At 63.3% G+C, this 13,335-nt stretch carries 12 protein-coding genes; 1 reads left to right on the top strand and 11 read right to left on the bottom strand.

From position 1 onward, the window contains the following. Positions 1-89 precede the first annotated feature (89 nt). The 4 genes from AC3WUT_RS11365 to AC3WUT_RS11350 all read right to left on the bottom strand — a co-directional run bounded on the left by AC3WUT_RS11365 (position 90) and on the right by AC3WUT_RS11350 (position 2,178). Positions 90-707 carry a chalcone isomerase family protein gene (locus AC3WUT_RS11365; protein WP_492347186.1) on the bottom strand — a complete coding sequence of 206 codons (618 nt, stop codon included), beginning with the start codon at positions 705-707 and terminating at the stop codon, positions 90-92. Positions 708-756: 49 nt separating this feature from the next. Beyond that, positions 757-1,344 carry a flagellar basal body L-ring protein FlgH gene (locus tag AC3WUT_RS11360; RefSeq protein WP_492347185.1) on the bottom strand — a complete coding sequence of 196 codons (588 nt, stop codon included), beginning with the start codon at positions 1,342-1,344 and terminating at the stop codon, positions 757-759. Between the two features lie 158 nt (positions 1,345-1,502). Further along, positions 1,503-1,733, bottom strand: coding sequence for a hypothetical protein (locus AC3WUT_RS11355; protein ID WP_492347184.1), 231 nt, complete (start codon positions 1,731-1,733; stop codon positions 1,503-1,505). Positions 1,734-1,758: 25 nt separating this feature from the next. Further along, complete coding sequence (locus AC3WUT_RS11350; RefSeq protein ID WP_492347183.1) at positions 1,759-2,178, bottom strand: hypothetical protein; 420 nt, start codon at positions 2,176-2,178, stop codon at positions 1,759-1,761. Positions 2,179-3,159: 981 nt separating this feature from the next. Between AC3WUT_RS11350 and AC3WUT_RS11345 the strand changes: the two genes are divergently transcribed. Continuing rightward, positions 3,160-3,999: a pirin family protein gene (locus AC3WUT_RS11345; RefSeq protein ID WP_492347182.1), complete on the top strand. Its 840-nt coding sequence runs from the start codon at positions 3,160-3,162 to the stop codon at positions 3,997-3,999. A 189-nt stretch (positions 4,000-4,188) separates the two neighbouring features. On the opposite strand, the gene AC3WUT_RS11340 is transcribed toward AC3WUT_RS11345, so the two are convergent. From AC3WUT_RS11340 to AC3WUT_RS11310, 7 genes are all read right to left on the bottom strand, one after another. Next, positions 4,189-5,190: a Bug family tripartite tricarboxylate transporter substrate binding protein gene (locus AC3WUT_RS11340; protein WP_492347181.1), complete on the bottom strand. Its 1,002-nt coding sequence runs from the start codon at positions 5,188-5,190 to the stop codon at positions 4,189-4,191. Positions 5,191-5,253: 63 nt separating this feature from the next. Continuing rightward, complete coding sequence (locus AC3WUT_RS11335) at positions 5,254-5,847, bottom strand: malonic semialdehyde reductase (RefSeq protein WP_492347180.1); 594 nt, start codon at positions 5,845-5,847, stop codon at positions 5,254-5,256. Between the two features lie 44 nt (positions 5,848-5,891). Further along, positions 5,892-6,785, bottom strand: a complete 894-nt coding sequence (locus tag AC3WUT_RS11330; RefSeq protein ID WP_492347179.1) for an acetoacetate decarboxylase family protein — start codon at positions 6,783-6,785, stop codon at positions 5,892-5,894. Between the two features lie 33 nt (positions 6,786-6,818). Next, complete coding sequence (locus AC3WUT_RS11325) at positions 6,819-8,273, bottom strand: aldehyde dehydrogenase (RefSeq protein ID WP_492347178.1); 1,455 nt, start codon at positions 8,271-8,273, stop codon at positions 6,819-6,821. A gap of 279 nt (positions 8,274-8,552) precedes the next feature. Next, on the bottom strand, positions 8,553-9,413 hold the full coding sequence (locus AC3WUT_RS11320; protein WP_492347177.1) for a 4Fe-4S dicluster domain-containing protein: 861 nt from the start codon (positions 9,411-9,413) through the stop codon (positions 8,553-8,555). 1 nt (position 9,414) lies between these two features. Further along, positions 9,415-12,390 (bottom strand): molybdopterin-dependent oxidoreductase, encoded by a 2,976-nt coding sequence (locus AC3WUT_RS11315; RefSeq protein WP_492347176.1) that lies wholly within the window; start codon positions 12,388-12,390, stop codon positions 9,415-9,417. Positions 12,391-12,415: 25 nt separating this feature from the next. Continuing rightward, positions 12,416-13,315 carry a fumarylacetoacetate hydrolase family protein gene (locus AC3WUT_RS11310; RefSeq protein WP_492347175.1) on the bottom strand — a complete coding sequence of 300 codons (900 nt, stop codon included), beginning with the start codon at positions 13,313-13,315 and terminating at the stop codon, positions 12,416-12,418. Positions 13,316-13,335: the final 20 nt, after the last annotated feature.

The raw sequence follows: 13,335 nt of genomic DNA, 5'->3' as shown, positions 1-13,335 counted from the left end.
GTGGCCCCTCATGCTGTGCTATGGAAATTGAACTTGGGATGCGCCAGCCCCGCACTGATGCCATCGGAGGCCCTGGCGGTTCAGGTGGCTCAGTCTGCCGCGGCGCGTGATGCCGCAGGGCGGCCCAGCAGGTTGCTGCGCAGCGTCGAATCTGAGGCCTTGTCACCCAGCCAGATCGCCAGCAAGGTGTTGTAGAAGCCCCTGTCATGGCCAGGCAGAGGGGTCATGTTCTGGTTGTAGCTCATGCTCATGCCCTCGTTGGGCACCCAGTCCAGGGTCAGGCTATCCCCTTTGTGCAGCACGGGTGCCAGATTGGAGATGATGCGGCCCAGGTGGAGCACCTTCTGGGCAGTGCGTGGGTCGGGGTTGTCGCCGTGGGGGCCGAAGTGGGTCGCTACCGCATCGTTGAAGTCGGCACTGCTGAGTTCACGCAAGGCCGTGATCACGACGCGCCGAGGTTCGTCGATGGTCATCACATCCTGAGCCGTGAGGCGCCGCTCGGGCAGATACAGAGCAATGGCATAGACCTTGAACAAAAAGCGGTAGCCGACGCCAGCCCCATTGAGCCGAAGTGGTTTGCCAGCCATCACAAGCTGATCGTCGAAATGGGTCCCGGCCAGTTCGATGGCCGAGGCCGGGCAGGTACCTGCCTGGCCGGCAAGGCCCAGTCCTGCGGACAGGCATAGATGGATGAGTCGTTGTGTCATGTCCTTTCCTTTCTTGTGTTGGTCGGGGACAGCCTTCGGTTTGTGGGCCTTACCAGATGGACAGGCTGTTGGTCTGCGTGCGTTGCTCGGCGTTGCGTGAGCTGGCTTCGGATACATCACCTTGGCCTGCAACCTCAAGGCGGGCATTGGCCACGTTGGATGAGGCCACCACGTTGCCTGTGGTCAGGTCCTTGGGGTTCACCACGCCCGAAAAGCGCAGGGTGCGCGTGCCGCCATTGAGGGCCACGCTGCGCTCGCCTGCCACCACCAGATTGCCGTTGGGCAGCACGTTGGTCACCGTGGCCGTCAGCTGCCCTGTGAAGCTGCTCACGTCAGTGGTCTTGCCTTTGCCCTTGTACGAATCGCTGCCCTCGGCGCTGGCGTCCAAGTTCAGCAGCGAGCGGATGATGCCGCTGCCCACGCCTTTGACGCCGGGGCCCTTGGTGCTCATCGCATTGCTGCGGCTGTTGTCGGTGGTCAGCACATTGCTACCGTTGATGCTTTCGGAGATGTCTACTTTGAGAATGTCACCGACGGCGCTCGGCTTGCGGCGGCCGGTGAACAAGGCGGCCGATGTCTGGCCGGGGCGGAACAACGAGCCTGGGTTGATCCGTTCAATATTCGCAGGCTCAGCCATAGGCGTTGCCGTCAGCGGCCCGGGTACCGTGCTGACGGGGCTATTGCTGCTGCAGCCACCCAGCAGCGCCAGGCTGCTGCACAGGGCCAGGACCCTGATGTGTGGGAGGTGTGAGGGATGGTGGGTCATGGCGGTGTCTCGGCTGCTTGGGTGCGTCATTAAGAACCGGTGTCCAGGGGCGTCATCACAGGGCAAAACGAGCCCGCCAGAACGGGATGCAAGCGCATGCCTGTGACGTTGGCCACACCCGGCAGGGGAGTGGGGATGAGGAACGAGGCTCCGCCCACGGCGGCGCCTGAGCCCGGTGTGCCCAGACGGGCCTGGGTTCGTGTCTTCGGGGCGCGGGGTTGGCCGGCTTGCGCGCGATCATGGGTCTGTCTTGCCGTCATGGTGAATCTCCTGACAGGGCGTGGCTCAGACCGAGGTGTCGAGCAGGGGCACGGTCGCCTGCGTGCTCAGGGTCACGTACGCGCTTATGTTGACCACGGTGTCGTTGCCACTGCCGCTCACAGAGAGCGCGGCGATGCAGACCGCGCTGGCGGCATCTGTGATGGGGGGGGGGCGTACCTCGCTGGCTGCCCCGCTCGCTGCGGAGCTCGGGCTTTCCGCGGCGTGCCAATCCCCGCTGATGGCGTTGCTGAGTCTTTGCAAACTCTCCGCGCTGAAATTGGGAACCGCACTGGCGGTCCCGGCGCCCACGTCGACCGCGTCGACGGCGCCCACGTCGACCGCGTCGACGGCGCAGGCGACGACCGGCCCGTAGGCGTTTGTGGTGATCTCATGGTGACCGGGGCTGACCTGGTAAGCCGCACTGCGGGTTTGGATGGTGCTCACGCGTTTTCTCTTGAGAGTTGGCGTGCCTGAATCGTAGGTTTTGGCTTGGGAAACCAGCGCTTGATGAGTCCTCGGGATTCGCTTCAATTTCGGCAAAAGAAGCATGCATCGAAATACAAACACACATCTTCTTGGTACGTATTGCGTCTCGGTGGTTTGTCGGCGAATTGGCTTGCAGGCAACTACTGTCAGGGGCAGTTTGTACGGGATGTGGGCGCAGTGCGTTGGAAAGCAAACGCGAGTGCCATGCCACTGAAAGGGGGGGGCCGCTGGGCAACGAGGACGAGAACTGATGCTCAGTCTTCAGCAGGGATGGGCTGAAGACGATGTGGTGGCCCGCCTGATCAATCGATGCCAGTGGTCAAAAGCCACGGGCCGCAGCAGGACTTGATCACTCCCTGCCGTTCTGAGCTGAACGGGATGGATGAGTGCGTGATCCACACGCTCGAAGACCTATGCGCGCACCGCCACTGCTTTGAAACTCTGCAGTGGGCCAGCCGCGTGATGGCGAACTGTATCGGCCGATACAGCCATCGGCGCATCTCACCAGCTACTGAAAATGAAGACTCCCGCTGGGGCTGATGCGTTAGCGGCCTGACCTGCGCAGAAACCTCTGGGTCAATACAGGCAGGGAGGGCTCATGGCTGGGCGAGATTCGTACAAGATCTGGCCGAGGTGAAGGTGTACCCATTCGAGCTTCGCCTGAACAGGAGCAAAGCCGAGTGTGTGCATTGCCTGGGGCAAATGGTTGTCATCGAGGGGATGCCGGGTCGGCGGCCCGAGACGCCAGACGCGTGGGCGGCGGAGGGTCAACTGCCATCAGCGGATCTGTTGCAGTGCCCACTCCTGGAAGGCGCACTCCGTGAATGCCGGTAGTCACAAGAGGCCTCAGGCTCGGATGTGACCTTCTGACCAGGGTGAGGTTCGCACGAGCTCGCTACCATCGCTCGCAGGCCCCCGCATCAGCATTTGTCGACCCCCATGCAAGTCCTCCACGTACACGCCCCCACACCTGTCATGCAGCGCGCGCCTACGCAGAGCGCACGCTTGCTCATCGCGCCCGAGCAATTTGAAGCGCATTCGCCTTTCTTGCTGATGGCCGAGGATTGGTTCGCGCCACCCGCGGGGTTCCCCACACATCCGCACCGTGGCATGGAAACCGTGACCCTGGTGCTGGAAGGCGAGGTGCAACACACCGATCACACGGGCGAGAACGGCACGTTGCAGGCGGGTGACGCTCAGTTCATGACCGCAGGCCACGGCGTGATGCACAGCGAGATGCCTGGACCCGGCGGGGTTCACCTGCTTCAGCTGTGGTTGAACCTCCCCGCTCGCCTCAAACACGTCAGCGCGCGCTACACGGACCTGAGGGTCAATCACGTGCCGGTGCATACGGCGCCGGGCTTGCAGGCGCGTGTCTATGCGGGGCGATGGGACGGTGCCGTGCAGGCGCATGGCAGCACCTGGCCCCTGAGCTTGTTTGACATCGAAATCGCGGCCGGTACCAACGCGGAGGTGCCCGTGCCTGCAGGCGAGCGCGCCTTTGCCGTGCTGCTGTCTGGTGCCGTCACCTTGGCGGGCACGGAGATGCAGGCACCGAAGGTGGCATGGATGGACATCGGATCGGCCCCTTCTCCAGGCCAACACCCGTCAGCCGACCCGTCGTTCACGCTGCATGCGATCCAGACGTCGCGGCTGCTGGTCTATGCCAGCCCGGTGATCGATGAGCCGGTGGTCGCACACGGTCCCTTTGTCATGAACACCCGAGCTGAAATAAAAGAGGCCTATGCCGACCTTCGAAGCGGCCGCCTGACCGGCTGAAAGCGGAACTCATGGCCGAAGGCATGCCTAAGAAGCGCAGCTCGACACATCGATGCGATCGTGAACGACCGGGGGCTGGAACGAGGAGGGTCGACAATCGGCGTTGTCTTTGCCCAGCCAGCTTTGCGGCGCGGTTGCCGCGCTCATGGAGCCGGTGGCGTCGAGCGCCCACTTACGGGGTTCGCGGCGTCAAGAGCCCGTCGGCGTGGCCTTGGCGATCGCCTGATAGCGGCCGATGTCGTGTTGGTACAGAGTGTCCAGCTCGGCCAGGCTCATGGGCCCCATCAGGTCGGTGCCTGTCGAACGCGCCCACTCCCGGACCTGAGGGTCTCGGCATGCTTCATAGAACACCTGGTTCAGACGCAGCTGCACGGCCTCGGGGGTGCCGCGTGGCACATGCATGCCGCCCCATACGTCGTAGTTGAACCCAGAAAACACCTGACTGGCGGCCGCCATCGGCTTCAGCGAGGGATACAGCGGGTACGGTGCGGTGGCCGTGATGCCCAGCGAGCGCAGCCTGCCCTGCTCGATGAGCCCCATGGTGCTACCGTTGACCGGAATGAATGCCACGTCGAGTTGGCCGCCCAGCAAGTCCTGCACCATCGGCGGCACGCCCTTGAAAGGCACATGCAGCACGGGGACCCCGCTCACTTTCTCGAACTGCGCGCCGATCAGGTGAATGAGCGAACCTGGCCCGATGTTGCCCACGGTCAGGGGATTGCCACCGGGCTTGTTTTTCAACGCCACCAAGTCGGCGAGGCTGACCTGGGGCAGGTTCGCACGTGCGACCAGGATGTACGGCACGCGCCCGAACAGGCCAACCATGCGGAAGTCGGAGGGCGCGTAGCGCACGGATGGAATCGTCAGCGGGCTGAGGATCAGCTCGGTGGGGGTTCCCATCAGTATCGTGTGCCCGTCGGCGGGTTGTGAGAACACCCGCCCCGCACCCAGGGTGCCACCGGCACCGGCGATGTTCTCGATCACCACGGTCTGGCCAAGGGACTTGGTCAGCAGGGGCTGCAGCGTGCGTGCAATGGCATCTGTCGGGTTCCCGGCTGGCCAGGGAACGACGAGCGTGACGATCCGTGTGGGCCAGTTTTGCTGCGCTCGCACCGGCAGCGTGGCCGCCAAGGGCAGCGCGGCCATGGCCTGCAACAGACGGCGACGGGCTTTTTGTGGGGTGATGTTCATTTCAATGTCTCCTTGTCGGCCTCGGTCACGTTGAATTTCACTCACGACGCTCCGGCGCCCTCATCAGGCCATCACGACGCTGTCCTCGAATGCCAGACGGGGCCCGCGCGGACGGTTGCCCGATGGATCACCCCAACCGAGATTGATCAGGAAGTTGACCTTCAAGCGACCATCGGGGAAAAAGGCTTCGTTCACTGCCGCAGGATTGAAGCCGCTCATGGGCCCGGCGGCCAGACCCAGGGCACGGGCCGCCATGATCAGATAGGCGCCTTGAAGGGCGCTGTTGCGGGAGGCGGTTTCCGCGCTCAGTCCCGCGTTGTTGGCAAACATGTCGCGCGCGCCGGGATTGGCGGGAAACTGCATCGGCATGTGCTCGTAGAAAGTGGAGTCAAAGGCGACGATGGCCACTACGGGGGCTGCCATGGTCTTCTCCACGTTGTTGGGCATCAGGGCGGGTTTCAGTCTTTCCTTGCCCTCGACACTGCGCACGAAAACCACTCGGCCAGGCTGCGTGTTCATGGAAGTCGGGCCCCACTTGTACAGGTCGTACAGCTGCTTGAGCAGGTCGTCGCTGACGGGCTCGGTCGTGAACTTGTTGTAGGTGCGCGCGGCCAGGAAAAGCTGGTCCAGGGCGGTTGAGTCAAGGGCTTGGGTCATGTTGTGATGTCTTTCGGTGATGGACGTTTGGGCTTGAGGGCGGCTTATGCGGGCTCGACCACCCGGTGGCTGTTCGTCGCCACGGCATTGCCCGGAGCCGAGAACTCGATCATCTCGGCGCTCACATACTCCAGGATCTCCAGGTCGGCAATGCCGTTGACGACATGGCACGTCGTGGGCAACTGCTCGAAGGTGGCGCGGTGCCACTTCACCGACCCGCCCTTGGCCTTCCACTTCCTGAAGGCTGCATCTTCAAATTTGATGGGTGAAGTTCCACGGGACGCGCCTTGCATCGGTTGCGAAGTGGTGACATAGGTGACGTCGGCCCCGCCAGAACCAAAGGGGCCGGTGCGTGGCATGTACTTGAAAAAGATGGGTCCGCCGGGTGCCCCGAGCAGATTCATGCTGTCCACGGTGGTCTCTTCAATGCCGTGCATCTCCATCTCGAAGAACTTGAAGTCGAGCCAGGAGGCCTGGCCGCTCAAGGCGCCGCTGTCTGGGTCCAGGCGCACATCCGGGATGTCGGCAAACAGTTTGGGAAACCCCAGCTCTTCGCGACCGGTCATGATGGCATCCGGTCGCCCCTCCCAGATCGACAGGCAGAGGCCGCCCTCGACGGTCTCGGACTTACCGGTGTAGATCACAGGCACTTCAACGTTGACCAGCCCGTAGCCCCGTCCGGCCAGCCAGTACAGGTTGCGGAAGAAACCGAGCGTGACATACACCAGAGGATCGCCGTTGAGGCGAAAGCCCGCTGGGAGCAAGGCCTCCAGCTTGTCCCTGTGGGTGCGGTACCCGATGGTCGCCCACTGCACATTGGCGGTGCCGGACTCTTCGGCCTGCCAGGGGGTGCCATCGTGTTTCTGACGGGGACCCGGCGCGGGCCCGAAGACCACCGGCATCCGATAGCGCACATTGGGTTTGAAAATGAAACTCATGGAATAACTCTTTGGGTGGGAAAAGGTGAAGTTTCAGAAGGGGTACTGACGGGGCGTGGTCTGCACCGTGACCCAGCGCAGCTCGGTGAATTCGTTCACACCTGCACGGCCGCCGAAACGACCGAAGCCGCTGGACTTCACACCGCCGAAAGGCATCTGTGCTTCGTCGTGCACGGTCGACGCGTTGACGTGGCAGATGCCCGACTCGATGCGGCCGGCCACTTGCAGCGCGCGCGTTACGTCGCGCCCGAAAACGGCGGCCGACAGCCCGTACTCAGTGTCATTGGCACAGGCGATGGCTTCTTCGACCCCGTTCACACGGATGATCGGCTTGACCGGTCCGAACGACTCGTCTCGGTAGATGGCCATGTCGGCCGTCACGTGGTCTAGCAGCGTGGCGGGCATCAGGGTGCTGTCGGCCTGGCCGCCGCACAGCAGCTTCGCGCCCTTGGCCACGGCATCGTCGATCAGCGCGTTGCAGCGCTGCACGGTGGTGCTGTCCACCACGGAACCCAGCACCACCGGATCTTTGCCGCGTGGGTCACCGAGCGGCAGGCGGCTGGCCTTGGCAACCAGGCGCGCCACGAACTCATCGGCGATCTTCTCGTCGACGATGATGCGCTCGGTCGACATGCAGATCTGGCCTGAGTTCATGAATGCACCGAAAGCAGCAGCGTTCACGGCGGCGTCCAGATCGGCGTCGTCCAGCACCACCAGGGGTGCCTTGCCACCGAGTTCCAGCACGGAGGGCTTGAGGTGCTTGGCGCAGGTGGTGGCGATGATGCGACCGACCCGGGTGGACCCGGTGAAGTTGACGCGACGCACGGAGGGGTGGGCGATCATGGCTTCGACCACTGCCGCCGCATTGGCTGGCGCGTTGGTCACGAAGTTCACCACGCCCGGTGGGAAGCCCGCTTCCTGCAGCGTTTCAATGATCAGTTGGTGCGTGCGCGGACACAGTTCCGATGCCTTGAGCACCACGGTGTTGCCGCAGGCCAGCGGTGTGGCAATGGCCCGAACGGCCAGAATCACCGGCGCGTTCCACGGGGCCATTCCCAGCACCACGCCAGCGGGCTGGCGCACGGCCATGGCCAGGCTGCCCGGCACATCGGAGGGGATGACCTCGCCGGTGATCTGGGTGGTCAGCGAAGCCGCTTCCAGCAGCACACCCGCCGCGAGGTGCACGTTGAATCCGGCCCACATGGCGGTCGCGCCGGTTTCGGCACACACTGCCTCGATGAATTGAGGTGTCTTGGATTCGAGCAGCTCTGCGGCCTTGAGCAGCAGGGCCCGGCGCGCGCTGGGACCTTGCTGAGACCAATTCTTGAAGGCCGCCGAAGCGGCTTCAACAGCCGCCACGGCATCGGCCGGTGTGGCGGCGGCGGCACGCGAGACCACCTCCTGGGACATCGGATTGCGGCGCTCGAAAGTAGCGCCATTCGAGGCCGGAACGCTGTTTCCGGCCATTAGCAGATTGACATTGAACATGGTGGTTTCCTGGGGGTTGAACAGGTTTCTTCAGACCGATGGTGATCGGTCACTGGGGACGAGAGCGACACGGCCTGCGCCAGGCGGCGATAGCGTTCGGTCTGATCGGTGAGGCGTCGGTCGGCTTCGGCCAGCCATGACGATGGGCAACGTAGGTTGCTCTGGCCAACGCGACAGGTGCTGCGCGGCGAATTTCGAAATTTTCAAGACAGTGTCTCCTTCGACAAGGCGCACGAAACCGCTCCGCACTTGCAGGGGGGGCTCAAGGCGGCGCGGGTTTCAGGTTGGGGGGATGACTGCGAGTTCGATGTCGTGCAGCACCACACTGTCTGCACCGATGCTCACCGGGCGTTCGATGGCCCCATGCTCCGGATGCGAGACGCGCACAAGGTACGCTCCGCTGTGCGGTGGCAGTGCATCGAACTTGAAATCACCGAACACATCGGTGACCGTGCTGGCGAGCTGAGCGCCCGCTCGCAACAGTGCCACGTCGGCGCCCTCCAGGCACTCCAGGCGCCCCTCCACCGTGGCCGCCACGCTGCCTGCGATGTAGCCGTGGTCGGCGCGGTGCAGGTTCTTGTAGTAGACGCGGGGCTTGGTCCCGAACTCGGGTTGGAGCGTGCGCAGCCCCTCGTCTTTCACGCGCTGCGCCATGGGGGCGTCGCCCAGCTTCACGGCTTCAATGGCCTGCGTGGGGCACACACCGACACAACGCGGGGCGCCAGCCCCGGTGTCCAACAGGTGCGCGTCGAAGAACCAGCTTTGTGGCAGTTGCAGCTGATCGTTCCAGACGATGGCACCATAGGGACAGGCGTCCAACAGATCGCGACGGCCCTTCGCCTTGACCGGATCGATGATCACAATACCATCGTCCCGCTTCCGGACCGCGCCGTCTTCGCCCGCTTTCACGCAGGGCGCATCGTCACAGTGGTTGCACATCTTCGGGACATAGGCCGCGTCCACCAAGGGGGCCGCGCCGCGCACCGTGCGTTCGATGTGAATCACGCCACGGCCCTGGGCCGGGTGCGGGGCTGTATAGCCTGGGAAGTCATTCCCCACCAGTTCGTCTTTCGTGGCAAGTACGCAGTTGTTGCAGTTCTCGCAGCCGGCGACATCAATGATCAGATTCCATTTATCCATGTCAGGCCACCTTCCGCACACGGGTTGCATGCGCCCATTTCTCCACCTGCACCAAACACGAGTTCGGCGACATGCTGCTGGTGCCACGCATCTGCGAGCGCGAGGGCGTCAGCGTGTTCATGCACCCGCCCAGGTCCACCCATTCGCCGTCGATTTCCACCGGCTCGAACTCAGCGCTCGATTCAAAGGACTTGACGACGCCCGACGCCACCATCGGTGAAACGTCGACCGCGCAGATCACGGCACCCCTGTCGTTGAAAACCTTGACCAGGTCGTGGTGTTCAATGCCCCGGGCTTGCGCGTCCTGCACGCTCATCCTGAGCAGCCAGTAGTAGTGGCCGGCGATCAGGACCCGGTGGTCTTCGATGTCGTTGGTGAAGCTGTTCTTGCCGTCCACGTTGGTATGGAAGCTGTAGCGTGAGTGTGTGGCAATCATCTGCAGGGGGAATCGCCCGATCAGCGCGACGGTCTGTCGCCCTTCCCACGACGGGATGTAGCGGTTGAGTACCGGGCGCTCGGCGTTGTCCGGGTCGGAACGCTTCAGGGTTTCGGGCATGAACTCGAACTTGCCGCTCGGCGTCTGCAAGCCCTTGCCGAAATCGCCGGCCCATTGCGACGGCAATGGCTGGGCTTCCGGGACGTCCTTCATCCTGCCCTCGGCAAACCAGCGGAAGACCACCGGTGCGCGGGTGGCCTCGGGCTCAGGAGGTACCACGTAGTAACCTTTCGTGCAGAACGCCTGCCAGGAGATGCGTTTGGCCACGTCCGATGACTTGAACACCCGCTTGACCCAGTCAAGCTCGCTGCAGCCTTCGGTGAAGATCGCTCCCAGACCCAGGCGGGTGAGGATGTCGGTGAAGATCTGGTAGTCGGACTTCGACTCGCCCAGCGGCTCGATGCACTTGTGTTGCAGCGCGATGACTCGGTGGTTGACGCCATCGAAACCGTGCTGCAGGTAGCCGCCACCTGCGCCCCATTCACCGATGTCGTAGCGCTCGAAGTTCGTGCAGGCCGGCAAGATGATGTCCGCGAACTGCGTTTCGCCTTCCATCCATATCGACTGGTTGACCACGCACTCGATGCTCTCATGGCGGTAGGCCGCCACCATGCGGTTCGACTCGGTCAGCGTGCTGAACGCCGATCCACCGTACTTGTAGATCATGTGGATGCGGGGGTAACCCGGCATCGGGTAGCTATAGGGCTGGAACTGGATCTCGGTGGCAATGCCATCCCACAGATAGCCTGTCGCCTTGCCTTCGATGATGGCCTCAGGGAACTGCTGGCGCGGCACCAACTGGCGCACCGGGTTCATCGAGATCACATGCGGCATCTTCTGGTAGTTGTTGACCGAATTGCCGTTCCACTGCAGCTCGCCCGAGATCCCGCCATCGGCATAGCCTGGGAAATAGAACTCGTAGTCCACCGGCGCGCCTGCCTGCAGGTTGCCCATGTTGACGCCGGGTTTGCCCAGGCCCTGCATGGCCATCATCATGACCATGCAGCGGGCCCACTGGGCCCCGGCTGCGCCCCGGCAGGCGCCCCCGAAGCCGCCGCCATTGGCACCGGCCGCGAGGTAGGTCTTCTTCCTGGCCCACTGGCGGGCCAGCGCCCGCACCACCCGGGCCGGCACACCGGTCTCAGGCTCTTGCCATTCCGGCGTCTTCGGAACCCCGTCGTCCTTGCCCAGCAGGTGGTCGCGCCAGTCGTCGAAACCCGTGGTGCGCGTGGCGACATAGGCCTTGTCGTACAGGTCCTCGGCTAGCCACACTTGCATGATGGCCTGAGCCAGTGCGGCATCGGTTTGCGGCCTGATCGGAATCCAGCGCCCCCCAAGCAGTTGCGCCGTGGGGTTGTAGTGCGGGTCAATGTGGATGAACTCGATGCCCAGTGCCTTCGCCCAGAGCCGGCGCTGCGTTCCCTCGAAACCCATGTAGGCGCCGTTGGTGCTCTCCGGGTCGCTTGACCAGAACACCATCAGCTCGCTCTCTTTGAGACAGTCTTCCACCGTGCCATAGGCCGCTGCGATGCCCACTCGCTGGCTGTGTCCCCAGTGGTGCATGGCCCCCCAGTACCAGCCTTCCCAGCTGTCGGGGTTGGCGGCCATGCGGGTGAAGCCGATCTGGTTGCCAAAGCGCATCAGCGCGCTGAGGTAGTAACCGACATTGCCCCACTGGTGGTGTGACGACATCGGGATGACCATCGACCCTTGGCCATACGTCGCCTTTTGGCGCTTGATCTCGCCGACCACGATGTCCAGCGCTTCGTCCCAACTGATGCGCTCGTAGCCGCTCTTGCCCCGATTCTGCGGATTGCGTTCGCCGTGGGGGTCGAAGTCCACGCGCTTCATAGGGTAAAGGATGCGCTTGTCGGAGTACACCGCCGACTTCATGGCCATGGCATGCGGGGCGATGGTCGCCTGGCGACGCGGCGTGAAGCTGCGTCCTCTGGCGCGGATCGTCCAGCTCGGCGCGTCTGTTCTGTCGAGGTCGATCGGCGTCATGCGCACGATCTTGTCGTCCTTCACATGCACGAACAGAGGCCCTCCGTTGGTCAACATCGTGAAGCGTGTGCAACCATCGGACATGGGGGTTCCCATCTGCAGGCCGGAGGTTTGCGAGAAATTGAGCAACTGCATGAACCAGACCACCAGGGGATCCGGCCCCATGACCATGACCTTGAAGTTCTTGGCTGCGTGCACGACCTCGCCCATGTCCGGGTCGGGCTTCATCATCAGCAGCGCCGTGTCCACGTCCTTGAAGACCATGTTCACGTGCGGGCGCGGGTGAGCGCCGGCCACTGACTTCACCTTGCCGGCGGCGATGATGAAGTGGCGCACGATGCTGCCGTCCTTGAGCCCGATCTGGGCAACGATGTCGTGCTGTTTGAGCCGTACCCGAAAGGCAGGTCGCGTGCCCGCGACCCGGTTGAGCATGGGGCCCAACGCAAAGAGAATGGTCCGGAAGATCGTGCGTTTCATACAGGCCTGAATGGGGGCGTGGCGATCACAATGCTGCGGCGTCGGGGACGTGGTCTTCGACAGGCTCTTCGATGACACGGTTTTCGATGTAGCCCAGTTTGTCGATCTCGACCTTGACGACGTCACCCGGCTGCAAGAACTTGCCCAGGGCGATGCCCACATTGGCGCAGGTGCCGGTGGCAATCAGGTCACCCGGCTCCAGCGTCATCACCTGAGACAGGTGGTGAATCTGCTGCCAGATGTTGTAGATCATCTGGCCCGTGTTCTGCTCCTGGCGCAGTTCGCCGTTGACCCACAAACGCATCATGAGGTCGTGCGGGTCGTCGATTTCGTCGTGGGTGGTGATCCAGGGGCCGATCGGGCCGTGCGTGTCGAAGGACTTGCCCAGCGTGAAGGTCGGGCTGGCAAACTGCCAGTCGCGCGCCGTGAGGTCGTTGGCGACAAAGTAGCCCGCGACCACACTGCGCGCATCGGCTTCAGAAACATAGCGGCAGCGCTTGCCTATCACGACGCCCATCTCGGCCTCGTAGTCCATTTTGGAGGACACGCGCGGCTTGTAGACCGGCGAATAGGGCCCCGTGATGCAACTGACCTGCTTGTTGAACCAAAGCTGGTTCTTGGGTACGGCCACGCCCGCTCGAGCCGCCTCGTCGGCGTGGTCCTGGTAGTTCATCCCGATGGCGAGGTATTTCTGCGCGTCGGGGATCGGGGCTTCGAGCTTCACCTCGGTGAGCGTATAGCCTGCGCCAGCCGGCAGCTGGTTCAGGGCGGCGTTGATCTGCTGACGCAGCGCAGCGCCAGCAGCGAGCACCCCGGTGACGGTGGATGGTGCGTTGGGCAGCAGGTGGGACAACTCGATCACACGGCCCTCGCGAACGAGTCCGATGGTGGTGTGGTCATCCCGGGAAAAGCGAGCCAGTTTCATAGGTTCTCTCTGAGTTTTGA

This window comes from Curvibacter sp. EU05-FHT14A10 (genome assembly GCF_058791075.1).
Note: the sequence above shows the minus strand (reverse complement) of the source record. Positions and strands in the feature narration are given on the sequence as shown.